At 74.3% G+C, this 23,452-nt stretch carries 21 protein-coding genes; 4 read left to right on the forward strand and 17 right to left on the reverse strand.

Going from position 1 to position 23,452, the window contains the following annotated elements; genetic code table 11:
- Positions 1-30 precede the first annotated feature (30 nt).
- From EES43_RS07030 to EES43_RS07105, 16 genes are all read right to left on the reverse strand, one after another.
- The gene (locus EES43_RS07030; protein ID WP_206430003.1) at positions 31-2,886 is read right to left on the reverse strand and encodes an AfsR/SARP family transcriptional regulator; all 2,856 of its coding nucleotides are present in this window, start codon (positions 2,884-2,886) and stop codon (positions 31-33) included.
- Between the two features lie 121 nt (positions 2,887-3,007).
- Positions 3,008-3,418: a nuclear transport factor 2 family protein gene (locus EES43_RS07035; RefSeq protein ID WP_124267917.1), complete on the reverse strand. Its 411-nt coding sequence runs from the start codon at positions 3,416-3,418 to the stop codon at positions 3,008-3,010.
- A gap of 36 nt (positions 3,419-3,454) precedes the next feature.
- The gene (locus EES43_RS07040) at positions 3,455-5,056 is read right to left on the reverse strand and encodes an AMP-binding protein (protein WP_241192335.1); all 1,602 of its coding nucleotides are present in this window, start codon (positions 5,054-5,056) and stop codon (positions 3,455-3,457) included.
- Positions 5,057-5,199: 143 nt separating this feature from the next.
- Entirely contained in the window at positions 5,200-5,853 is a 654-nt protein-coding gene (locus EES43_RS31180) for a flavin reductase family protein (protein ID WP_124267919.1), read from the reverse strand.
- A gap of 14 nt (positions 5,854-5,867) precedes the next feature.
- Positions 5,868-7,466: an amino acid adenylation domain-containing protein gene (locus EES43_RS07050; protein WP_124267920.1), complete on the reverse strand. Its 1,599-nt coding sequence runs from the start codon at positions 7,464-7,466 to the stop codon at positions 5,868-5,870.
- The gene (locus EES43_RS07055) at positions 7,463-8,443 is read right to left on the reverse strand and encodes a hypothetical protein (RefSeq protein WP_241192336.1); all 981 of its coding nucleotides are present in this window, start codon (positions 8,441-8,443) and stop codon (positions 7,463-7,465) included. Before EES43_RS07055 ends, EES43_RS07050 begins: the two co-directional genes overlap by 4 nt.
- The gene (locus EES43_RS07060) at positions 8,440-9,072 is read right to left on the reverse strand and encodes a 4'-phosphopantetheinyl transferase family protein (RefSeq protein WP_241192337.1); all 633 of its coding nucleotides are present in this window, start codon (positions 9,070-9,072) and stop codon (positions 8,440-8,442) included. Before EES43_RS07060 ends, EES43_RS07055 begins: the two co-directional genes overlap by 4 nt.
- The gene (locus EES43_RS07065; RefSeq protein WP_241192338.1) at positions 9,069-10,265 is read right to left on the reverse strand and encodes an acyl-CoA dehydrogenase; all 1,197 of its coding nucleotides are present in this window, start codon (positions 10,263-10,265) and stop codon (positions 9,069-9,071) included. Before EES43_RS07065 ends, EES43_RS07060 begins: the two co-directional genes overlap by 4 nt.
- Positions 10,258-11,463 (reverse strand): acyl-CoA dehydrogenase family protein, encoded by a 1,206-nt coding sequence (locus EES43_RS07070; protein ID WP_124267921.1) that lies wholly within the window; start codon positions 11,461-11,463, stop codon positions 10,258-10,260. The genes EES43_RS07065 and EES43_RS07070 overlap by 8 nt, the downstream gene beginning before the upstream one ends.
- Positions 11,460-11,720, reverse strand: coding sequence for a phosphopantetheine-binding protein (locus tag EES43_RS07075; RefSeq protein WP_124267922.1), 261 nt, complete (start codon positions 11,718-11,720; stop codon positions 11,460-11,462). Before EES43_RS07075 ends, EES43_RS07070 begins: the two co-directional genes overlap by 4 nt.
- A gap of 58 nt (positions 11,721-11,778) precedes the next feature.
- Complete coding sequence (locus EES43_RS07080; protein ID WP_124267923.1) at positions 11,779-12,939, reverse strand: phosphopantetheine-binding protein; 1,161 nt, start codon at positions 12,937-12,939, stop codon at positions 11,779-11,781.
- Positions 12,936-14,312, reverse strand: a complete 1,377-nt coding sequence (locus EES43_RS07085) for a TrpB-like pyridoxal phosphate-dependent enzyme (RefSeq protein WP_124267924.1) — start codon at positions 14,310-14,312, stop codon at positions 12,936-12,938. The genes EES43_RS07080 and EES43_RS07085 overlap by 4 nt, the downstream gene beginning before the upstream one ends.
- A complete protein-coding gene (locus tag EES43_RS07090) occupies positions 14,309-14,623 on the reverse strand; it encodes an acyl carrier protein (protein ID WP_124267925.1) in 315 nt (104 codons plus the stop codon). Before EES43_RS07090 ends, EES43_RS07085 begins: the two co-directional genes overlap by 4 nt.
- A gap of 174 nt (positions 14,624-14,797) precedes the next feature.
- Positions 14,798-16,063 carry a glutamate-5-semialdehyde dehydrogenase gene (locus EES43_RS07095; RefSeq protein ID WP_124267926.1) on the reverse strand — a complete coding sequence of 422 codons (1,266 nt, stop codon included), beginning with the start codon at positions 16,061-16,063 and terminating at the stop codon, positions 14,798-14,800.
- Between the two features lie 8 nt (positions 16,064-16,071).
- On the reverse strand, positions 16,072-16,809 hold the full coding sequence (locus EES43_RS07100) for an SDR family NAD(P)-dependent oxidoreductase (protein WP_124267927.1): 738 nt from the start codon (positions 16,807-16,809) through the stop codon (positions 16,072-16,074).
- A gap of 206 nt (positions 16,810-17,015) precedes the next feature.
- Positions 17,016-17,564 carry a CGNR zinc finger domain-containing protein gene (locus EES43_RS07105; RefSeq protein WP_124267928.1) on the reverse strand — a complete coding sequence of 183 codons (549 nt, stop codon included), beginning with the start codon at positions 17,562-17,564 and terminating at the stop codon, positions 17,016-17,018.
- 149 nt (positions 17,565-17,713) lie between these two features.
- Between EES43_RS07105 and EES43_RS07110 the strand changes: the two genes are divergently transcribed.
- The 4 genes from EES43_RS07110 to EES43_RS07125 all read left to right on the forward strand — a co-directional run bounded on the left by EES43_RS07110 (position 17,714) and on the right by EES43_RS07125 (position 23,025).
- A complete protein-coding gene (locus tag EES43_RS07110) occupies positions 17,714-19,033 on the forward strand; it encodes an MFS transporter (protein ID WP_124267929.1) in 1,320 nt (439 codons plus the stop codon).
- 165 nt (positions 19,034-19,198) lie between these two features.
- Positions 19,199-20,590 carry a KamA family radical SAM protein gene (locus EES43_RS07115; protein WP_124267930.1) on the forward strand — a complete coding sequence of 464 codons (1,392 nt, stop codon included), beginning with the start codon at positions 19,199-19,201 and terminating at the stop codon, positions 20,588-20,590.
- Entirely contained in the window at positions 20,583-21,848 is a 1,266-nt protein-coding gene (locus EES43_RS07120; RefSeq protein ID WP_124267931.1) for a pyridoxal phosphate-dependent aminotransferase, read from the forward strand. The genes EES43_RS07115 and EES43_RS07120 overlap by 8 nt, the downstream gene beginning before the upstream one ends.
- Positions 21,849-21,867: 19 nt before the next feature.
- Positions 21,868-23,025 (forward strand): DUF1015 family protein, encoded by a 1,158-nt coding sequence (locus tag EES43_RS07125; RefSeq protein WP_164493124.1) that lies wholly within the window; start codon positions 21,868-21,870, stop codon positions 23,023-23,025.
- A 52-nt stretch (positions 23,026-23,077) separates the two neighbouring features.
- Here the strand turns inward: EES43_RS07125 and EES43_RS07130 are convergent, their stop codons facing one another.
- A complete protein-coding gene (locus EES43_RS07130) occupies positions 23,078-23,383 on the reverse strand; it encodes a hypothetical protein (protein ID WP_124267933.1) in 306 nt (101 codons plus the stop codon).
- Between the last annotated feature and the right edge of the window lie 69 nt (positions 23,384-23,452).

Consider the following 23,452-nt stretch of genomic DNA (forward strand, 5'->3'; position numbering starts at 1 on the left):
TCCGGTTCCGGGACGTCCGGTCCGGGGCCGTCAGCCGAGGGCGCTGATGAGCGGGAACTCGAAGCCGGTGAGGCGCTCGCGGTGCTTGGCCTCCAACTGGGCCAGCTCCAGGCGGGCTTCGGCCGCGCCCACCGGGTCCATGATCTGCTCGCGGATGGCGACGACGTCCCGCAGCAGCGCCTGGGCGGCGCCCGGACGGCCGAGGCGGGCGTTCACCAGCCCCAGTTGGTGCAGGATGCGGGACTCGCCGGCGATGTCGCCGCGCGATCGCACCACCTCCAGGACCTCGCGCAGCAGTTCCTCGGCCTCCTGGTAGCGCCCCCGGTGCTGCATGAGGTCGCTGAGCACCAGGCGCACCTGGCCCTCGGTGCGGCGGCTGCCGGTGGTCCGGCAGATCTCCAGCGCCTCGCCCAGCAACTCCTCCGCGTCGTCCAGGCGTTCGTCGCCGAGCGCGAGGCGGGCCAGGTGCGCGAGGACGTTCGTCCGGCCGACGTGATCGGCGACGGCGAGGAAGTCGGCGGCGGCCCGTTCGTGCAGCTCGCGCGCGGTATCCGTGTCGCCCTGCCGTACGGCGAGCAGCGCGAGGTTGCGCCGGGTGAGGGCCAGGCCGTGGGTGTCGTCGAGGGCGAGGAACGCCTCCAGGGCCGGTTCGAGCGCCCGGCGGGCGGCTCCGAGGTGGGCGCGGCCCAGGCAGAGCGAGCCCACGGAGCACATGACCGCGGCGAAGCCCCGGGACAGGCCGGCGTCGCGCACCGCGTCCAGGGCGCGCTGGTGGGTCTGCTGCCACTCGTCGTAGTAGCAGCGGGACTCGAAGAGGGTCACCAGGGTGACGGCGAGGTCCCAGCACGCCTCGGCCTGGCCCCGGGAGGCGGCCAGGTCGACGGCCCGGCAGAGGTTGGCGCGCTCCTCCTCCAGCCAGGCCAGCGGGTCGCCGAGCAGCCGGTCGGCCTGGGCGAGGGCGGGCTGCCAGCGCGGGGCGTCGCCGTGCAGGACGGTGAAGTCGCCCCCGTACAGCCGTCGGTGGGCCTCGTCGACGAGGGCCAGCCAGCCGCCGACGAGCCTGCGCAGGGCCGCGTCGGTGTCGTCCTCGGCGCTGTGCCGCTCCTGCTGCTCGCGGGCGAAGAGCTGGACCAGGGAGTGCAGGCGGTACTGCGGTCCGGTCCGGGCGGCGGCGTCGACGACCTCCAGCATCTGGGCGTCCACCAGGAGTTCGAGCAGGTCGTCCGCCGCGAAGAGATCGATGTCCAGGAGCGCCGCGGCCGTCCAGGTCGCGATGGAACCGCCTTCCACCACGCTGAGCAGCCGCAGCAAGCGTCTCGCCTCCTCGCCGAGGCCGTCGTAGGTCAGGGCGAGGCTGGAGCGGATCACCATCTCGCCGTGGGCGAGTTCGTCGAGTCTCCGGCGTTCGTTGGAGAGACGATTCAGCATCCATTCCAGGGACCAGTGCGGGCGGGCGACGAGGCGGGCCGCGATGATCCGCAGCGCCAGCGGCATCTGCCCGACCAGCCGGACCAGGGCGCGCGCCGCCTCCGGTTCCCCGCCCACGCGTTCCTCGCCGACGACGGCCGCGAGCATCGCGATCGCCTCGTCGGGTTCGAAGACGCCGACGGGGACGAAGCGGGCGCCGGGCAGGCCGGTCATCCGCGAGCGCCCGGTGACCAGCACGGCGGAGCCGCCGCTGCCGGGCAGCAGGCGGCGCACCTGCCGGGCGTCGGCGGCGCTGTCGAGCACGACCAGGACGCGGCGTGAGGCCAGCAGGTCGCGGTACATCGAGGCCCGTTCGTCGACGCTCTCGGGCAGTTGCGAGCCGGGGATGCCGAGGGCGCGCAGGAAGCGGCCCAGTACGTCGAGGGCGGTGGCGGGTTCGTCGCGGGTGCCGCCGAGGTCGCAGTAGAGCTGGCCGTCGGAGAAGTGCTGGGCCAGTCGGTGCGCGGTGTGCACGGCGACGGTGCTCTTGCCGACACCGGGCGGCCCGGTGAGGACCACCACGGGCGTCGCGCGCGCGTCGCCGGCCACCAGTGCGGTGCGGGCGGCGTTGACGACGGCGGCCTGTCCGGTGAAGTCGCCGATGTCGGAAGGAAGTTGGCACGGGACGGCGGTGATGGCCGGTTCCGGCCGGGCGGCGGCGGGCTGCGGGGCCCGCGAAGGCGGCGTCGCGGGTGCGGGCGGCGTCGCGGGGTCGGCGATGTGCAGCGCGCCGTCGCCGGCCAGGATGGCCGCCTCCAGCCGGCGCAGTTCGTCGCCGGGTTCGATGCCGAGCTGTTCGACCAGCAGCAGCCGGCCGGCGCGGAAGGTCTCCAGCGCCTCGGCCTGGCGTCCGGACCGGTAGAGCGCGAGCATCAGCTGGCCGCGCAGCCCCTCGCGCAGCGGGTGCTGGGCGACGAGCGCGGAGAGTTCGGGCACGAGGGCCGCGTGCCCGCCGAGCTGGAGCCGGAGCGCGGCGTGCGCCTCCAGGCCGGCCAGCCGGCGTTCGTCCAGGTGGGCGGCGGCGGCCTGGAGGGTCAGGCTCTTGGTCCCGCTGAGGGCGGGCCCGCGACACAGGTCGTCCGCGGCTCTGAGCGCGTCGGCCGCCTCGGCGGGGCTGCCGGCCTCCGCCAGGGTCTGGGCCCGGCGGGTCAGGACGCCGAACAGCTTCGCGTCCAACTGCTCGTCGTCGACCCGCAGGAGGTACCCGGGCTCCTGGGTGATCAGGCTCGTGTGCTCCCTGATGGCCGCGAGATTGGTCCGCAGGGCGGAGATGCAGGTCTGGATCTGGGTGCGGGCGGTCGACGGAGGGACGGTCCCCCAGATCGCGTCGACGAGGCTCTCGGTGCTGACGATCCGGTTCGCCTCCAGCAGGAGCGCGCACAGGACCACCTGTTGCCGACCACGGGGAATGCGACACACACGGCCGTCCGCCCCGGTCACTTGGAGAGGTCCGAGAATCCGATAAATCGGACCGGATTTCCTGTCCTGCATTCCGCCCCCCGTGTCAGCGAGCACATAATCGCCGTCAGAAACACCCAAACTAGCACGGGGTCCATCGCCGAAAAAGCTGGCCTACTCGCGTCCGGAACTTCTGTTGAAATCCAGACGATTCACCGACTGTCAAGGGGTGGTTCACGCCGGGCGGCTCGGCGTGGAAGCGCTTCCGTGTGAGGAGCAGGCCGCAGGGAGAAAAGGTGAGAATATCGACGAAACCCACCGCACCGGCCGAGTCCGTTCGTGGATGGACGACACCGGTGACGAAAACCCCTCCCGGCGTGGTCCACACGGACTCCAGCGAATACACCAGGTCGCGGGAAAATTCCAGCCACATTACCGAGTCCTTGCCCCGTACGGACTCTTCTCCGGGAAGATGCACACTGACGTCCTCGTCCAGCAGTGATCCGAACGCATCGTATTCCGTGGCGTTGAGATAGGCATACGCCAGATACACGTGCTCTCCGGCCGTTTTCTCCTCCGGTGGTAACACTCAGCAGTCCCCGGCGGTGAAGCGGGCGGCCAGCGCCCGGCGGTCGGTCTTGCCGTGGGCGGTCACCGGCAGTTCGGCCGGGAAGTGGAACTCGGCCGGAATCATGTAGGCGGGCAGCGTCCGTCCGCAGAACGCGGTGAGGCGCCCGTCGTCCACGTCGCCGGCTCCCGCCCGCGCCACCACGCAGGCGGCGAGCGCCGGATCGGACCCGTCCCGCTCGCGCACCAGCACCGCGACGGCCGCCACGTCCTCGTGTTCGAGCAGCCGGCGCTCCACCTCCCCCAGCTCCACGCGATTGCCCCGGATCTGCACCTGCGAGTCCGCCCGCCCGCAGAAGTACAGCTCGCCCTCCGGCCCCCGGTACGCCAGGTCGCCGGTGCGCAGGACCAGTTGGCCCGAGCGCGGCTCGGCCGGATCGGGCACCCGGGCCGCCGCCGAGGCCGCCGGGTCGTCCCAGTAGCCAGTGAAGAGCGCCGGGGTGCGCAGGTGGATCTCGCCCGTCTCCCCCGGCCCGTCGACGAGTCGGCCCGCCGCGTCGACCAGCAGCATCTCGGCGCCCCGGTGGGCGTAGCCGATGGAGAGCCGTTCGACGTCCCGCGGCAGCGGGTCGGGCACGTCGGTGAAGGAGCAGGCCATGGACTCGGTCGCGCCGTAGCAGTTCACCAGCCGCGCCCTCGGCAGGCGGCGCTGGAGCTCGCGGAGTTCGGCGAGCGGGAACGCCTCCCCGCAGAAGAGCACCCCGCGCACCTCGGTGAGCGTCTCCAGCACGTGCGGGAGGTGGCGCAGGGCCTGCCGCCAGATCGACGGGACGCCGTTGACCTGGGTGGCCCCGGTGTCGGCCAGGACCCGCAGGAAGCGGGTGGGCCAGCGCATCAGCGTACGCGGAACGGGGGCCAGGGCCGCGCCGCTGCCGAGCGCGAGGCCGATGTCGAGCAGCGAGAAGTCGAACTGGAGCGGTGAGGTGGAGGCGACCGTGTCCCCGGGTCCCACGATGCCCTCGGCGCACATGCCCCGGTAGAAGGAGGTGACCGCGCGGTGGCTCATCACCACGCCCTTGGGGCGGCCCGTGGTGCCGGAGGTGAAGATCATGTACGCGGTGTCGGTCGGGCACAGCTCGCGGCGGCGGCGCACCCGCGGGGCGGGCGGGCGCTCCGCGGTGAGCCGGCCGCCGCCGAACCGGGCGGTGCCGGTGCTGCGCGGGAGTCCGGTCCGTTTCCCGTCGTCCGCCTGGAGGTGGAGGGCCGCGCCGGTGGCCTCGATGACGCGGTGCAGCCGCTCGTCGGGCGTCTCGGGGCTGACCGGCACGAAGGGCAGGCCGAGCCGGGAGCAGGCCAGCAGCACCGCGAGGGCCTGCGCGGAGGTGTCGGACTCCAGGACGACCCGGTCGCCGATGTCGAGGCCCAGGGAGTCGAGCGCGTCCGCGTAGTCCCGGGCCAGCTCCGCGAGCCGGCCGTAACTGACCTCGCGTACCTCGCCGTTGGCGATGAACTCGACCACGGCCGGGCTGTCCGGGGCGGTCCGGGCGGCGGCGAGCAGGAAGGAGTGCAGGAACTCGCTCTGCGCGGGCGGGCGCAGGACGGCGGGTTCGGCGGCGACGGTCACGGCGGATCTCCTCGGGTCTCTCGGAAGCGTGGACGGGCGACGGCGGGGTGGGCGTCGCGGTTCGGGCGGGTCGGGCGGACGGCCGGGCGGGCGGCTCGGCGGACGGCTGGGCGGGCGGTGCGGGCGGGCCGCCCGGCGGTCCGTCAGCGGGCCGCGGGATCGACGGGTTCGGCGACCTGGCCGGCCACGCCGTCGAGCAGCACCATCGGCGCGTGCGGCAGGCTGGAGGCGTGGCGCGCCGTGCCGATCAGCAGGGTGTGGTCGAGGAGGTCGACCGACTCCGACAGGTCGCACACCACCGTGGCCGCGCATCCGTCCAGGACGGGCACGCCGTGCGTACGGGAGTGGCGGACCCGGTCGAAGCGGCGGCGCGGATCACCCGTCGCGAACGCTCCGGCGAGCGAACGCTGCTCCCAGGAGAGGACGTTGACCGCGAACGCGCCCGACTCGCGGATGTGCGCCAGGGTCCGCCCCGCGGTGCGCAGCGAGACCAGGACGCTCGCCGGTTCCAGGGAGAGGGACAGCACGGCGGTGGCGGTGCAGCCGGAGGGGCCGTCGGGCGTGGCTGAGGTGATCACGGTGACGAAGCTCGGGAAGCGCGCCATCACCTGCCGGAAGGCGGCCCGGTCCACGCCGGGCTCCGGCGTCCCGTCCGCGGCCGGACCGTGCCCCGGCGCGGTGGCCGGGCGGTCCCCGTAGGGGGCGGGTGCGTGCGGCGCGGCCCGGTGGCCCGCGCCGTCGGCGGCCGGCCACGCGCTGACCGGTCCCTCGCACAGGGTCTGTATGTCGACGGTCATGTGTATCTGCTCCCTCAGGCCGCTTGCGGTTGGGTCAGGGATGCGAGGAGCACGGCACGGTCGACCTTGCCGTTGGCGTTGAGCGGCAGGGCCCCGGTGAAGGTCACCGCCGCCGGAACCATGTAGGCCGGCAGCCGCAGCCGCAGCGCGCCCAGCAGTTCCTCCGGATCGCGGGGCGGTCCCGCGCACACGGCGTGCAGGACCGGTTCGCCCCGGCGGCCGGGCACCGGCAGCACCACCGCGTCGGTGACGTCCCGCTGGCGCAGCAGCAGCGATTCGATCTCGCCCAGCTCGACCCGGTAGCCGTGGATCTTGACCTGGTGGTCGAGGCGGCCCAGGTGGACCAGGACCCCGTCCGCCCGGCGCACCCGGTCGCCGGTGCGGTACCAGTGCGCGGGCGTCAGCGGCCCGGTGCCGTCGTGCACGGCGTACGGCGGGAGCGGCGCGCGGAAGCGGCCCGTGTCGTCGGCCGGGTCCAGGTAGCCGGGGAAGCGCTGGCTGCCGCGTACGCACAGCTCGCCGTCGTCCGCCGGGCGTCCGGCCTCGTCCAGGATCAGGTGCTCCTGCCCGGGGTAGGGGACGCCGATCGGGACGGTCCCGTTGGCGGTGGCCGGCCAGTCCTCCTCCTCGGGCGGCAGCCGGTACTCGGTCCAGGTCACCGTCATCTCGGTCGGTCCGTAGATGTTCTCGACCGTGCTGTGCGGGGCCGCCGCCCGCCAGGCCCGTGCCTGGGGCAGCTTCAGCGCCTCGCCGCAGAACAGGCTCCAGCGCAGCGTGGGCATCGAGCCGGGCCGCAGGGCGCGCAGCCGCTGCGCGAGGGCGGCGACGGACGGCACGGAGTTCCAGTGGGTGATCCGGGCGCGGTTGACGAACCGTACGGGCGCGAGCAGTTCCTCGCGGGTGGGCACGACGAGCGTGGCACCCGTGCCCCACGCCGAGAACATGTCGTACACCGACGGGTCGAAGGTGAGGTCGAAGGTCTGCGAGACCCGGTCCCCCGGGCCCGTCCCGTACCGCTGGATCACGTGGCCGAGGTAGGCGGCGACGTTGGCCTGGGTCACCGGGACGCCCTTGGGGCGGCCGGTCGAGCCGGAGGTGAAGAGGATGTAGGCGAGGTCGTCCGGCGCGGTCCGTCCCCGGGCGGGCGGTTCGGCCGGTGCGGCGGGCTGCCGCGCGTCGCAGCGCAGCACGGGGACGGGCAGGCCGTCCAGTCCGGGCAGGGCGGCGTCCGCGATGACCAGGTCCAGGCCGGCGGTGCGGGCGACGTCGGCGCTGCGGGCGATGGGGAAGGCCGGGTTGAGCGGGACGACGGTGGCGCCCAGCCGGGCCACCGCGAGGTAGCCGGCGTAGGCGAGGACCGTGCGGGAGGCGAGGAGCCCGACGCGCGCGGGACGGCCGCCGTGCCGGGCGACGAGCGCGGCGGCGAGGTGGCCGGCCAGGGTCTCCAGGGCGCGGTAGCTCAGCTCCCGTCCGTCGGCCTCCAGGGCGGTGCGGGTGTCGCCGTACGTCGCGGCGCTGTCGGCGAACCAGTCGTAGAGCCGTTTTCCGGTCACCGGTTCCGGGCCGGTCCGGGGCCCGGCCCCGGTCGCGGTGAGGGTCGTGTGCACGCTCATCGGGTGGGCGCCTCTCGCTGTAGGGCGGTCATGGCGTCGATCAGGTCCTCGAATGCCTTCGCCACCACGCCGGGGCGGGGGCGGCCCCGTTCGGCGGAGGTGGCGGCGAAGCGCAGCGAGCGCGGGAGTTCGCCCCAGGAGTGGGCTGCGGCGTCGGCGGGGGGCGCGGGCGTCCGGCCCCGGCGGACCAGGGAGTCCAGTCGATGGCGCTGGTGGCGGGAGGCGGCCCAGAGGTCGTCGGCGTGGGCGGCCAGTGCGGCGGGGTCCTCGCCGAGCCGGGCGGCGAGGAACCGCAGCACGTCGAGCGGGTCGGTGAGCCACCGCCCGGCCGGCGGGCGCTCCGCCGTCCGCGCCTCGCGGGCCAGCCAGCCGTAGTGGCCCGGCTCGGGCAGCTCCAGGGCGCCGCCCAGGGCGTGGACGTCGCGGGCGCGGTTATGGTACGGCAACTCGCCCACAGGAGTGAGGAGTCGGCGCAGCTCGTCGTCGTCCAGGACGCCGGAGTACGGCAGTTGCTCGCCGTCCGGGAGCAGGGCGGCGAACCGGTCGGTGACCCGCCACCGGTCGCCGTGGCCCCTCGCGCGCTCCAGCAGCACCCAGTGGGAGACGGCGGAACGGCCGTGGGCTGGCGACCAGGGCACGTGCCGGGTGTTGGCGACGGCCAGGACCCGTCCGCGCAGCGCGCTCTCGTGGCGCAGCCCGGCCAGGGCGTCCGCCCAGCGGGCGGCCCCCCGGTGGACGAGCGGGCCGTCCGGGCCGTCCGTGTCGATACGGGCGTGGTGGCGGAAGGCGAGGCGGCCGTCCGGCAGGTCGGTGCGGACGGCGAGGGCGATCGCGTCGGCGAGGCGGTCGGCCGCGTCGGGCCGCTCCGCCTCCAGGTAGGCCACCAGGTTGGCGGTGTAGCAGCTCAGCTCGGGTGCGGCGTCTGCGGCCCGGTCGGGGCCCTCCGCCCGTGCGGCGGTGTTCGTCGCGGTGCTCACATCAGCTCCCATGCGCAGCTCAGGGGGGTGTCGGACCGGTCGCGCAGGCTGCGCCACCGGAAGGTCTTCCATCGGCCGGTCGTCTCTCCGACGGGTACGTCCACGGTCCAGGGGCCGCCCGACAGGCCGCTCCCCTCCGCCTTCACGCACGCCTCCTGCACGGTCCAGATCCAGGCGAACTCGCGGGCGCGTTCGGCCGGCGGCAGCGCGTCGAGCCGTTCGCGGCCCTGGCGCACGCACTTGCGCACCACTCCGTCGCCCAGTTCCTCGGCGGGCAGCTGGATGTCGATGCCGACGGCGCGGCCGATCGCGACGCAGGCGGCGACGTGCCCCCGGTCGTGGGCGATGCTGATGCCGAGGTCGGGGCGGTCGGCCAGGCCCGGTTTGCCGTTGGGGCCCAGCGTCACGCGCCCGTCGGCCGCCTCGGGCACGGTGGCGGCGAGCAGTTCGCGCAGCAGCGCCCGGCCGGCCAGGAACTCCGCCGCGCGCCAGTCGGCCAGTCCGGCGGCGTCCGCGAGGTCGTGGGGGTGGCCCCGGGGCAGGGTGGGGCCCTGGCGGGTGACGGCCCAGATGCCGGGCTCGAACTCGGTGGCGGCCGTCGCGACGGGGCGGTTACGGGTCACGTTCACGGCGCCAGCTCCGCGAGGAGGGAGTCGGCGGATCCGGCCACCGCGGACAGGACGACTTCGGTGGCCCCGCCGCCGACGCCCCACAGGGCGGCCTGGGCCCGGGTCCACTGGGCGCCGCCGGTGGTGAAGCCCTCCGCGCCCTGCAACTGGGCGCAGGCGCCGAGGACGTGCCCGACGGTCTGGGCGGCGGCGGCCTTCAGCAGGGAGGCGGCGGCGGTGTCGTGGCGGCGGGCGACGCGTTCGGCGAGCCGGTCGGTCAGCGCGTCCAACTGGTGGACGCGGACGAGGCAGTCGGCGAAGCGCTGCCGGACGCTCTCCAGGCCCCAGAGTGTGCCGTCGCCGAACTTCCTTCCCTGGAGGTGCTGTTGGGTGTGCTTCAACTGGCGGTGGCAGAGGGCGACGGCCCACAGGGTTCCGGTGAGCCGTTCCACGGCGATGTGGGCGGCGAAAGAGGTCATGCCGCGCCCTACGCGGCCGACGAGGTGGGTGCGCTCCAGGCGTACGCCGTCGAGGCGCAGATGGCCGGTGCCGGAGCCGTCGAACAGCTGCGAGTCGGCCGGTTCGACGTGTACGCCGGGGGCGGTGGCGGGCACCAGGACCCAGGTGAAGTTGGTGAAGTGGCCGCCCTCGCGGTGCCGGGCGAGCACCAGGAAGTGGTCGGCGTGGGTGGCGTTGGTGATCCAGCGCTTGACGCCGCTCACCGTGAGGCCGTCCGCCTCGATCGCCACGGTGGTGCCCAGCCCGGTGAGGTCCGAGCCGGAGCCCTCGTCGGTGGCGGCGAGGGCGACGACCGCCCGGCCGGCCAGCGCCTCGTCCAGGACGTGTGCGGCCTGTTCGCCGCCGAGCGTGAGCAGCGGTACGGCGGTGGCGATCTGGACGCACAGGGCGAGCGTGGAGCCGATGCCGGAGACCGCGTCCGCCTCGGCCATCAGGGTGCGCAGCGCCGGTACGTCGACGCCGGCGGCCGGGTCCGCGCCGGTGTAGGCGGCGCGGAGCCGGCCGGCCGCGCCGAGCGCGGCCCACAGGCTCCGGCCGTCGGTGTCGGCGGGCAGGCCCGGGGCGTGGGCCGCGCGCGGCGCGGGACCGGGCGGCGCGAGGGGGCGGGCCAGGGTGAGGAGCGGGCCGGTGGGCGCGTCGCGCGGGGGTCCTTCGGCGACGTCTCCGGCCGGGGTGTCCGGCGTCCGTTCAGACAAGGCGCACCTCCGCGTCCATCAGGGTGAGGCGGCCGTCGGCCTGGTGGAGGCGGTCGTTGCTGTAGTTCAGCGGGGCGGAGCGCAGATCGCGCAGGGCCGCCTCCAGCCGGGTGGCGGAGTCCTTGAGGTAGCCGTGGCGCAGTCCGACGGCTTCGACGAGCGTGTCGACCGCCGCGTGGCACTCCTGGGAGGCCCCGATCTTCAGGGCGTTCAGGAGCAGTTGCACGCGCGGGGCGGAGACGTCCGGGGCGGCGGCGACGGCCTGTTCGGTGTGGCGCAGCAGCGCGTGCACGGTGTCGATCTTCTGGCGGGCGGCGGAGAGCCGGCCCAGCAGCAGTTCGGAGCCGAGGTCGAAGCGGCCCCGGCCGGCCGGGCTGCGCAGGAGCGTCACCACCCGGGACAGGGCTCCGGCGGCCGTGCCGAGCCATGCGGCGGACCACGCCAGGTGGGCGAGCGGGCCGAAGATCTCGACGGCGATCCGGGAGAACTGGCCGCTCTCGCCGATCACTTGGTGTTCGGGCAGCTGTCCGGTGAGGCGCAGGGCGACGCTGTGGCTGGCCCGCATGCCCATCGGCTGCCAGTCACCGCTCTGCTCGATGGAGAGCTGGTCGCGGTCGGCGTAGACGAGGGAGACCTGGCTCGGGGAGGTGGCGTCCGGCGGCTGGACGGTGATGAGGAAGCCGTCGGCGTGCGCGCCGCCCGTGACGATCGGCGCGAACCGGTCGACGACCAGGTCGGAGCCGGAGCGGTCGGTGCGGGAGCCGGCGGTCAGCAGGTGCCCGCCCTTGCCCGCCTCGGTGGTGACGGAGGCCAGGTAGCGACGGCCGGCGGCGATCTCCGGGAGGAGCGTGGCGCGCAGGGCGGGCGAGGCGTGGGCGACGACGGCGGCCACCTGCTGGCAGTGCATGCCGAGGATCATGGCGACGGACATGTCGGCCCGGCCCAGTTCGACGCAGACGTCGAGGAGTTCGCCGGTGCTCGCGCCGAGGCCGCCGTACTCGGTGGGGACGGTCAGGCCGAGCAGTCGGGTCTCGCGCAGGGCGGCCAGCGCCTCCACCGGGAAGTCGGCGTCGTCGTCGTGCCGGGGCGCGTGGACGGCGGTGACCTCGGCGACGTGCCGGGCCCGCTGGAGGGGGCTCCGCCCCGCGAAGGGGTCGGCGGCCAGGGTTTCGGGGGCGGTCGGGAGCACGGTGGTCATGCCGCCTCCGCCGCTGCGGCGTCGGCGTCCTGCGCGGCCTCGATGGCGCTCCACAGGCTGCCCGCGGTCGCGAAGGTCGCGTCGTTGAGGTCGTCGTCGGCGAGCGCGATGCCGAAGGTGTCCTCGATGGCGAAGAGCAGTTCGATCGACTGCATGGAGTCCAGGCCCAGTTCGCGCAGGACCGAGTCCTGGCGGAGCTCCTGTCCGTGCAGGTACTTGAGGAAGGGCGCCAGCAGTTCGGTGAATCGGGTGTCCATCGCGATGCTCCTAGAGGCTGGGAAGGGTGGGGAGGGGTGCGCGGGGGCGCGCGGGATGTCAGCGGGCCGCCCCGGCGGCCGTGACCAGGGCGCAGAGGCCGTCGAGCCGGTGCAGGTTCTCGGGGAGGAGGTCGTCGGGGTCGAACTCGACGCCGAACCTCTCCTCCAGGGCTTCGACGACCTCGACGACCTCGAAGGAGTGGAAGCCGGGCAGCGCGGTCAGCGCGGGCGCGGCCCGCACCTCGTCGGCGGGGACGCCGACGACGTCGGCGACCACCTCGGCCACGGCGGCGCGGACGGGGTCCGGCGTCCCGAAGAGCTCCCGGTCGGCGTGGAGGGCGGCGGCCACGTCGGGCAGCAGTCCCCCGGGTTCGGGCCGGCCGCGCTGGACCCGCCGGAACGCCAGGAACGCCTGCTCCGCGAGGCGGCCCAGCCGCAGCACGTGCGCGGCGGTCCGCTCGTCGAGAGGGCCGGGCCGGGTGGCGAGGAAGGCCGCGTGCAGGGCGCGGGAGCGGGCCAGCAGCCAGGTCTCGGTGGTGAGCTGGTCCAGGGCTGCCACCCGGTCGGGGTGGGCGGCGTAGGCGGCGACGTACTCCTCGATCCCCGCGTGGTCGCCGTACGGCTCCGCCTCGGGGGCCGGGACCGGGTCGAAGCGCAGCACGAGCGAGGAGACCGGCAGCGTCGACCAGTCCGTCACCCACCGCACGGGGGCCGCGACGCCCCACGGGGTGTGGCTGGAGTAGGCGTCGACGACGAGGGCCCGCTCGCCGTGCGGGGCCACCAGGTAGCTGTGTTCCATGTGCCGCTGCCCGTGGTACGGGAGCCACGGCATGGCGAAGGAGTCCGCGACGACGTACAGGCGGCCGTGCTCGCGGGCGAGTCCGGCCAGGGCGTCGGGCTGGACGGCGGTCCACCGGGCGGTCTCGGCGAGGCCGGCCGAGGCCGCCGTGGCGAGCTGGTCCTCCAGGGCCGGTTCGACCGTGGGCAGGCCGTGCGGGCCGGGCCGGGGACGAAAGCGCAGGGCCGCGCCGAGGGCGAGGTGGGCGTCCGGTCCGTGCAGGTCGTCGGCGAGCTGGGCCAGGTTCGACTGGACGCAGTCGAGCCGCCCGGCGCGCTCCGCCGACAGGACCGCCGCCGTGTCCGGGCCACTCGCGGCGGCCGTCGGTGGGACCGTCGGTGGGGCCGTCGGTGTGGCCGCGGCCTCGGTGACGGCGGTCATCGCGGTCCTCCCGCGGCTCCCGCGAGGAGGGCGGCGGCGGGGTGCGCGCCGGGGGCGGCGGGGCTGAGTCCGGACACCGCGGCGAGCAGGGCCTGCTCGCTCGGGGCCTCGTCGCCCAGCTCGTCGTTGAGCAGCTGCTCGTAGGCGGCCAGGTCGAGGTAGCCGCTGCCGCTGACGCAGACCAGGACGCCCTTCTCGGCCCGCATGCCGTCCGCGCCGGAGGTGGCGAGCTTGGCGGCGGCGGCGAGCGCGTGGCCGGACTCCGGTGCGGGGAGCACGGTCTCGTGCCGGGTGAGCAGGCGGCCGGCGTCCAGTGCCTCCTGCTGGGTGACGGCGGTGGCGTCGATGTCGCCGGTGTGGCGCATGGCGGAGATGAGTTTGGCCGCCCCGTGGAAGCGCAGCCCGGCGGAGTGCGCGTCCGGGATCGGGTAGTCGCTGCCGATGGTGTACATCGCCTCCAGCGGGCCGGTGCCGGTGGCGTCGGTCTTGTCGTACGCGTACACGCCCCGGGTGAGTTTGGGGGCCGTCGAGGACTCGGCCGCGACCAGGCGGGGCGGCGTCGCGCCGGTGGCGGCGGCCTCCGCGTGGAAGGGCAGGGCTATGCCGCCGAAGTTGGAGCCCGCGCCGACCGCGCCGACCACCGTGTCGATGCCGGCGTCCAGCTCCGCGAGCTGCGTCTGCGCCTCCAGGCCGATGACGGACTGGTGGAGGATGCTGTAGGTCTCGCCGCTGCCGATGCAGAAGGCCACATCGTCGTGGTCGGAGGCGTACTCGACCGCTTCGCCGATGGCCAGCGCCAGGCTGTTGCCGATGCCGTCGGCGCGGGTTCCGGAGACCCGGGTGAGGCCGCTGGGGCTGGAGTGGATCTCCGCGCCGAGCATGCGCATGAGCACCCCGCGGTACGGCTTGCGCCGCAGGCTGGACTCGACCATGAACACCCGGCAGCGCAGCCCGAACAGCGCGCAGGCAGCCGCCATCGCGGTGCCCCACTGGCCGGCGCCGGTCCCGGTGACCAGTTCCCTGACCCCGGCCTTCTTGTAGTAGTACGCCTGCGCCAGAGCCGTGTTGAGCTTGTGGCTGCCGGAGATGTTGCCGCCCTCGTACTTCATGTAGACGGGCACCCGGGCGCCGATGGCCCGCTCGAAACCGGTGGCGCGCCACAGCGGCGTCGGCCGGAACCTGGCGTAGGCGTCGAGGACTTCGGCGGGGATGTCCCAGTACTCGCGCTCCAGCACGCTCTGCCGGACCAGCTCCATCGGCAGGTTGACGCCGACGCCGGTGCGGCCGGTGGTCTCGGGGGTGAGGTCGGGCGGCAGCGGGACGGAGAGGTGGGGCAGGGTGCTGCGCCAGCGGGTGGGCAGGGCGGCGGTCATCGGACGTCCTCCGCACCGGAGACGACGACGTCGATCAGGTCGCCGACGGTCTGGAAGGACCGGCCGACGAACAGGTCGTCGGGCAGGGTGATGGAGAGCTCGTCCTCGATGCGGACCAGCATGCCGACGAAGCCGAGGGAGTTGACGCGCAGCAGGGTGCCGACGAGCGGTTCGGCGTCGTCGATGGCGTCGGGGCCGATGGACAGGCGGGACTCCGCGATGACGACGCGTTTGACGGTGTCGGCCACCGCCGCGCGGTCGAGCCGCTGGGCCGTCGGTGCGGGAGCCTCGGTCGGGTGGGACTGGATCATGACAACCTCTCGAAGATCGGTACGGGACGTGACGGACGTGCGGGAGGGTGTGCGCGGGCGGCGGGTGGGGGGGCGGCCTGCCGTGGGGGAGGCGGCCTGCCGTGGTGGGCGGCTCGGTCGGGTGCGGGCGCGGCTCGGCGGTGGCCGTGCGACCGCGGTGCGGGCCGGCCGGTGTCAGTCCCGCATCTGGCCGTCGGCCTCGATCACCCAGGAGCTGGTGACCAGCGCCCCGAGGGTGACCGGGCCGCGGACGTGCAGGCGGCCGGTGGCGATGGCGATCTCGGAGCCGAGGCCGAGCTTGGGTCCGTCGTGCAGGCGCAGGGATCCGTTGACGACGACCATGGCCGCGTCGACCCGGCGGGTGAACTCCCGGGCGACCTCGCGGTCCCGGGCGACGATGCCCTCGGTGTGCTGCGAGCCGTGGGCCCGGACGAACGCGGCGGCGGCCTGCGGGCCGGAGACCGGGCGCAGGGCGATCACCGGGTCGAGGAACTCCCGCCCGGTGTCGTGCGGTTCCAGCGGTTCGGTGCGCCAGGGGCTGTCCTCGCGGGGCGCGGGGGCCGGTACGGAGGCGTCCAGGCGCACGGTGAGGTCGGCCCGCTCGCGTTCGCACGCGTCGAGCAGGGCCGCCAGGTACTCCTGGGCGATCTCCTCGTCGACCAGGACCATCTCCACCGAGGTGCAGCCGGCCGGTTCGGGGATCTTGCTGTTCAGGGTGGCGCGGGCGGCCAGTTCCAGGTCGGCGCTGCGGTGCACGTACAGGTGGTTGACCCCGCCGCCGCTGGCGATCAGCGGGATGGAGCTGGAGCTGCGGCAGTAGTCGATGAGGGAGGGGCTGCCGCGCGGGATGAGGACGTCGACCTGGTCGGGGCGGGCCAGTACGCCCTTCATCAGGGAGCGGTCGGGGTCGTCGAGGACGGTCACGAGGCCCGGCGGCAGCCCGGCCGCCCGCAGCGCCGCCTTGACGGCCGTGGCGAGGGCGGCGTCGGTGGCGGCGCTCTCCTTGCCGCCGCGCAGCAGGACCGCGTTGCCGACCGCGACCGGGAGGAGCGCGCCGTCGACGGTCACGGTGGGCCGCGCCTCGTAGATCATGAACGCGACGCCGAGCGGTTTGGGGACCCGGCGCAGGACGCCCCAGTCGCCGGCCGGGATTCCCGGTGCGTCGGCGAGGACGGTGGCCAGTTCCGAGGCGACGGCCTCGGTGAGCCGGACCATGGCCGCGAGATGGGCGTCGGTCAGGCGCAGCCGGGTCACCAGGGTGGGCGGGAGGCCGCGGGCCTCGGCGCGGGCGAGGTCGGTGCGGTTGGCTTCCTGGATGTCGGCCCAGTGCGCGGTGAGGTGGGCGGCGAGTTCGTGGCAGTAGCGGGTGTAGGCGGGGTCGCCGGTCGGCGGGGCGGCGTCGAGGGCCGCGCGTGCCTCGTTGAGTATCTGCTCGGGCATGTCGGCGTTCACCACATGAACTGGCCACCGTCAATGATCAGTTTCTGACCATTGAGGTAGGTGGCGGCCGGGCCGACGAGGAATTCGAGCGCGTCGGCGACGTCCTCGACGGTTCCCATGCGGCGGGAGGGGATCTCGTCCAGGGTCTGCTCCATGCGCTCCGGGTCGTCCAGGCGCCAGCGGGTGCGCAGCTCCTCGGTGTCGATCATGCCGGGGATCAGGCAGTTGACCCGGATCGTGGGGGCCAGCTCCAGGGCCAGGCACTTGGTGAACTGGAGCAGACCGGCTTTGCTGGCGCAGTAGTTGACGCCGTCGACACGGGGCCGGATGCCGGTGGTCGCGCCGATGTTGACGATCGAGCCGCCGCCGGCCGCGAGCATCGCCGGGGCGAGGGCCCGGGTCAGCCAGAACGGGCCGGAGAGGTTGGTGTCGAGGACGGCGCGCCAGTCCTCGTCGCTCATCTCCAGGAACGGCCGGTCGATGTTGCGTCCGGCGTTGTTGACCAGGACGGCGGGCGTGCCGTGCTCGGCCAGGACGCGGGCGGCGGCGTCGGCCACGGCCGAGGCGTCGGCGAGGTCGACCTGGAGGGCGGTGAGCCCGGCGTCGTTCGCCTCGGCCTTCTCGGCGGACTCCCGGTCGTGGGCGTAGAAGGCGACGACCCGGTGGCCCATGCCGATCAGCCGCCGGCTCAGGGCCAGTCCGATTCCTCGTGTTCCGCCGGTGACAACGGCAAGTGGTTCCGGCATGCGGGCTCCTCATAGGTCGCTTGAATGTACGGGCCGAACGAGCAACGCCATTTTATGGAGGGCACTTCACGAGCGGTCAACGAAACAGAGCGGAGCGCTCATTGGCGGGAGCGATGGCCGAAGCGGCTATGCGAATTCCCTATGGGGCCATAGGCGCGCGGGAAGGCCGCACAGTGGAAGGGAACAGCGGGCGACGGCGTGTGCGGTCACTGTTCGCGCCGGCGGGCGGTGTAGCGGCGGGACTTGGTGCGGTTGCCGCACAGCCGCATCGAGCACCAGCGGCGGCTGTGGTTCTTGGAGGCGTCCCAGAACGCGCCGCGGCAGGTGTGCTCCGCGCACCTCTTGAGGCGCTGGATCTGTCCGGTCAGCACGAGTTCGGCCCAGGCGACGGCGAGCAGCGCCATGGCCCGGCGGGCGGGCGGCAGCGCGGGGTCGGGGACCAGGGTCGGCCCGCCGGGGCGCGCTCCGGTGAGGGTGACCAGGACCGGCACCTCGGCCAGCACGGCGTCGGCGAGCGCCAGCCGGTGCGGGGCGACCGGGTCCGCGTCGTCCAGCGCCTCGCGGAAGCCGGCGCGCAGGTCGAGGAGGGCCCGGTGCTCGGCGGCGGTCGGGCGCGGCTCGTCCGCGCCCGGCAGCCGCTCGGCCAGCCAGCGGGCGAGCTCGGCCGGCGTCGCGACGTCGTCCTCGCCGCTCTCCAGGTCGACGGTGTTGAGGAACGCCTCGATCAGCCGGGCGGCGGGAGGGGTCTCGATCATGGGATGCCACCTTCCGGGTCAGTGATCCCTGTCGGCATCAATGATCCCTATCGACCGATGAATCACCTTGATGGGTCACCGGTGATTTTGGCTGCAAGCCCACCCTACCAATGCCATACTGACCATCTAAAGACCTTTGGAGGTTACGGATGGACGAGACGCTGGCACCCTCCGATTCCGGCGGCGTGGCGGTCCGCGGCGCACCCGCCGGCCAGGAGCCCCGGAAGGACGGCGCGGGGGGCGGGGACCTCGGCGGGCGCAACACCGCCGTCCTGGTGGGCTTCACCGCGATCACCAACCTCGCCGACGGCGTCACCAAGGTGGTCTTACCGCTGATGGCGACCCGGCTCACCGACTCGCCCGCCCAGGTGGCCGGCGTCGGCCTCACGCTCACGCTCCCCTGGCTCCTCGTGGCCCTGCACGTCGGCGTGCTGGTCGACCGCTTCGACCGGCGGTTGCTGCTGTGGCTCGCGGACGGCGTCCGGATGGCCGTCGTGGGCGGGCTGCTCTTCCTCAGCGTCTCCGACGCCGTGACCGTCCCCGCGCTGTACGCCGCCGGACTGGCCCTGGGCGTCGCCGAGGTGGTCGCCCTGACCTCGGCGGCCACGCTCGTGCCGGCCGCCGTGCCCCGCGCCGGCCAGGAGCGGGCCAACGCCTGGGTGGCGGGCGCCGAGACCGCGTGCAACGAGTTCTGCGGCCCCTTCGTCGGCGGCCTCCTCGTCGCGGCCGGGGCGAGTGTCGCGCTCGGCTGGACGGGCGTGGGCTATCTGATCGGCACGGTGATCCTGGTCTTCCTGGTCGGCCGCTTCAAGCCGCAGCGCGACGACGCCAAGCCGGCGGGCTCGGTCAACCAGCGCATCGCGGAAGGCGTCCGGTTCCTCTGGCGGCAGCGCCTGCTGCGGCTGATGGCGCTCTCCCTCACCGTGCTCTCCGCCTGCTGGGGCGCCTGGCTGGCGCTGATGCCGCTGATCGCCACGGACCGGATGGGCCTGGACGCCCGCGGCTACGGCATCCTGCTCAGCGCCCTGGGCGCGGGCGGCCTGCTCGGCGCGCTCACCGTCACCACCGTCAACCGGCTGCTGGGCCGCCGGTGGTCGATGTTCGCCGACCTGCTCGGCACCGCCGCCATGGTGGCCGCGCCGGTCTTCTCCACCGACCTGTGGGTCGTGGCCACCGGCGCCTTCCTCGGCGGCATGGGCGGCATCCTGTGGACGGTCAACTCCCGCACCATCAGCCAGCGGCTCGTCGACGGCGGCATGCTCGGCCGCTACAACGCCGCCGCCCGCCTCTTCAGCTGGGGCGCCATGCCGGTCGGGGCCGGTCTGGTGGGCGTGCTCGCCGAGTGGTTCGGCATCCGCGTCGCCTTCGCGGTCTTCACCCTCGCCACCCTGGCGATCATCGTCCCGTTCCTGCGCACCGTCACCCCCGGGGCGCTGGCCGAGGTGGACCGCCGTCCGGTGCGGGACTGACCTGCCGCCCGTACCGGAGCCCGCTCTCGCTCCCCCGCACGACTGGCTATACGGGCATTGCGAGCGCCTATCGGCCGACCGCCGGATTCTCTTTCCGCGGTCGGCCGCCGGCTTCTAGGGTGGGGAAATCACCGGCCTTCTCACCACCCAGCAGGAGGAAGTCGCATGCCCTCGATATCCCCCACCGTATGGGAAAAAGAACGATTCCGCGCCTACGGTCCGCGCCATGTCGACGAAATAGCCGACCGGTTCGAGATCCCCGATCACATCGCCCGGTCGATTCGCACCCTGTCGAGCGTTCTGCCCTTCCGCGTCAATGAATACGTCCTGTCCCAGCTCGTCGACTGGGACAATATTCCGCAGGACCCGATTTTCCAGATGGTCTTCCCGCAGAGCGGCATGCTGACGCACGACGACGAGCAGCGGCTCGCGCCCCTCGTCGACGACCCCTCGCGCAAGAAGGAACTGCGCCTGGCCGTGCAGCAGATCCGCAGCGGGCTCAACCCGCACCCCTCGGGCCAGAAGCAGCTGAACGTCCCCACCCTGGACGGCGACCAGGTCCCCGGCCTCCAGCACAAGTACCGCGAGACGGTCCTCTACTTCCCCGGCCAGGGCCAGACCTGCCACTCCTACTGCACCTACTGCTTCCGCTGGGCCCAGTTCGTCGGCGACGCCGACCTGCGCTTCGCCGCCCCGGAGCCCAGCGGCCTCGTCGAGTACCTGGGCCGCCACCCCGAGGTGGACGACGTCCTGGTCACCGGCGGCGACCCGATGATCATGTCCACGGACCGGCTCCGCGGCCACCTGGAACCGATCCTCGGCGTGCCCACCGTGCGCACCATCCGGATCGGCACGAAGTCCGTCGCCTACTGGCCGCAGCGCTTCACCACCGACGCGGACGCCGACGACGTCCTGCGGCTGTTCGAGCAGGTCGTCGCCTCCGGCCGCAACCTCGCCGTCATGATGCACTTCACCCACCCGCGCGAGCTGGAGACCGACCTCGCGCGCCGCGCCGTGGCCCGGATCCGCTCCACCGGCGCGCTCGCCTACTGCCAGGCCCCGATGGTGGCGCACGTCAACGACGACGCCGAGGCGTGGAGCACGCTGTGGCGCGCCGAACTGGCCGCCGGCGCGGTGCCCTACTACGTGTTCGTGGAGCGCGACACCGGCCCGTACGACTACTTCAAGGTGCCGCTGGCCCGCGCGCACGAGATCTTCCGCACCGCCTACCGCACGCTCCCCGGCCTGGCGCGCACCGTCCGCGGGCCGGTCATGTCCGCGACGCCCGGCAAGGTCCTCGTCGACGGGATCGAGGAGACCGCGCAGGGCCGCTTCTTCCAGCTGCGGATGCTCCAGGCCCGCGACCCGCGCCTGGTGGGCCGCCCGTTCCGCGCGCACTACTCGGAGACCGCGGCCTGGCTGGACGACCTCCGGCTCGCCGCCGACACCCCGGCCGACATCGCGGCGGCCGTCAAGGGCTCGCTGCCCACCTTCCCCGCGCACCTGGACGACCGGCTCCTGGACCAGGAGCTCCAGGAGGAGCTGGCCCATGCCTGAGACACCGGTCTGGCACACCTCGCCCAACCTGGCGCTCAACCAGCTCGTGGCCGAACGCCGGGCGGCCGGCGAGGACATCGTGCACCTGGGCTTCGGCGAGTCGCGGCTGCCCGCCTTCGGCCCGCTCGCCGAGCGGCTCGCGCGCGGCGCGCACCGCAACGCCTACGGTCCGGTGGCCGGCGGCCCCGACGTCCGCCGGGCCGTCGCCGGCTACTTCGAGCGGCGGGCCCTGCCCACCACCGCCGACCAGATCGTCGTCGGCCCCGGCAGCAAGCCGCTGCTGATGGCCCTTCAGCACGTCCTGCCCGGCGATGTGCTGCTGCCCCGCCCGGCCTGGAACTCCTACGCGCCGCAGGCCCGGCTCGCGGGCCGGAAGGCGTACGGCGTCCCGATCCCCACCGTCTGCGGCGGCGTCCCGGACCCGGCGGCCCTGCGCGAGACGGTCCGCACCGCGCGCGCGGCGGGCGGCGACCCGCGCACCGTGGTCCTGACGCTGCCGGACAACCCGACCGGCACGCTCGCCCCGCCGGACCTGATACGCGAACTCTGTGCAATCGCCGAGGAGTTGGACCTCGTCATCGTCTCCGACGAGATCTACCGCGACATCGTGCACGACCCGGCCACCCCGTTCCTGAGCCCGGCCGAGGTGGCCCCGCACCGCACGGTCGTCACCACCGGCCTCTCCAAGACCCTGGCGCTCGGCGGCTGGCGGATCGGCGCCTGCCGGCTGCCCGGCAACGCGTGGGGCGAGCGGGTCCGCGACGGCGTGGTCTCGGTCGCCAGCGAGGTCTGGTCGACGCTGGCCGGGCCCATGCAGGAGGTCGCCGCGTACGCCTTCGACGAGCCCCCGGAGATCCGCGCCCGGCTGGCCGCGAGCGCCCGCCTGCACGGCGTACTGGCCCGCGAGGTCCACCGGATCGTCACCGGAGCCGGAGCGCTCTGCCGCCCGCCCACCGGCGGCTTCTACGTCTACCCGGACTTCGAACCGCTCCGGGACCGCCTGGCCGCGCTCGGCGTCACCGACTCCGCCACCCTCCAGCGCCACCTCTTCGACGCCCACGGCGTGCTGGTCCTGGCCGGCCACCACCTCGGCGACGACGAGGGCGCGCTGCGCTTCAAGGCGGCCACCAGCATGCTGTACGGGGAGACCGCCGAGCAGCAGGAAGAGGCGCTGGCGTCACCGGACCCGCTGGGCCTGCCGTACGTGGCGGATGTGCTCAAACGCGTCGAAGACGCCTTCACCGCCCTGCGCGGATAGCGATGCGGGGGTCCGACACGTGAGTACGCACCCGAGCCCGCCCGCTCTCCTGGCCGGTCGCGGCGGCCCCGGCGAGCGCCCCGCCGGGACGACTCCGCCCGGCACGGTCCTGCACCCCTTCCGGGGCATCCGGCGCTCCGCCTCCGCCCTGTCCCGCGACCGTACGCCCGCCTTCTACGTGCTGGAGCAGCGCCGGGGCGGCGCGCTGCTCCAGCGCGGGGTGATCGGCGCGCTGGACCTGGACGCGTCACGCGGCGCGGTCCTGCCGCACGAGCACGTCCTCGCCGCCAAGGTGCGGGCCCAGCACCGGATCACCCGGCTCGTCGGCGGCAACCCCGAACCGGTCCTGCTGGCCTGCCGCGACGCCCCCGCCGCCGGCGCGGTGCTGCGGCGGGTGACCCGGGCGGCGCCGGACACCGTGGTGACCGCTCCCGACGGCACCCGGCACGCCCTGTGGCGGTTGATCGACCCGGGGCAGCAGCGGGTGCTCGCCGCGGACCTGGCCGCCCGCAGCGTCCTGATCGCGGACGGCCACCACCGCTACGCGGCGGCGTGGGAGCTGCGCCGCCGCCGTGACGGCCGCCCGGGGCCCTGGGACCGGCTGCCGGCGCTGGTCGTCGACAGCGCCCGCACCCCGCTCGGGCTGCGGGCCATCCACCGCCATCTGCCGGACCTGGGGGCGCGCGAGGCCGCCGCGCGGGCCGCCGCCGTGGCGGACGTCGAGGAGCTGGACCCGGACGCGCGCCGGCCGCCGCGCCCCGGGGAGCTGATCCTCGTCGGCGGCGACGGCCGCTACTCCGTGACCCGTCCGCGCCCGGAGCCGCTGCTGCGGGCCCTGGACGGCCGCCCCGAAGCCTGGCGGCGGCTGGACGCGGCCGTGCTGCACTGCCTGTTCGTCGACGGGGTCTGGCGTCCGCCCTCCGGCCCGCGGCCGGTCCGCTATCTGCACGACGGCGACGGCCACCCGCACGACGGCGAGGGGCCCGGCTCCACCCCGTCCCGCGGCACCCTCGTCCTGCTGGCCCCGCCCGCCGAGGACGACATCTGGCGGCTGGCCGCCCAGGGCGTGCGCGTCCCGGAGAAGACCACGTCCTTCCTGCCCAAACCACCGCCCTGGCTGCTCACCTACCACCACGGCCACCAGACCCGCGAGCCCCGCAACGCGCGCGGACGCTGAGCGTGCCCCCGGCCCGGCCGGGGGCACACGCGGTGCGACGGAGCGGGACGGGTCAGCGGCCGTAGCGGATCAGGGCGCGGACCATGCGGCAGGTGGTGTCGGACGGCGGGTGGACGCCGAGGCGCTCGGCGGTGAGGCGTATCCGGCGGTTGCCGGCACTGGAGGGCTGGTAGACGCCGCTGTCCAGCAGGGCGATCGCCAGCCGCATCGCCTTGAGGCGGCGGTTGTGGGAGACGTACCACTCGCGGGGGCGGCCTGCGGGCAGCCGCCTGCGGTGCGGCGGGGTCGCGAGCGGTGGGTGGAAGGACATCGGGTGCGGCTCTTCGAGCGGCTCGGTCGTGACTGCGGCAACGGCCATCGGCAACCTCCTGGCGCGGTGGTGGAACCCTCACGAACTGCCTCCATTTTACCGCCTCCCACTGACAAT

The organism is Streptomyces sp. ADI96-02, from assembly GCF_003846185.1.
In the GTDB taxonomy this organism is placed as follows: Bacteria; Actinomycetota; Actinomycetes; order Streptomycetales; family Streptomycetaceae; genus Streptomyces.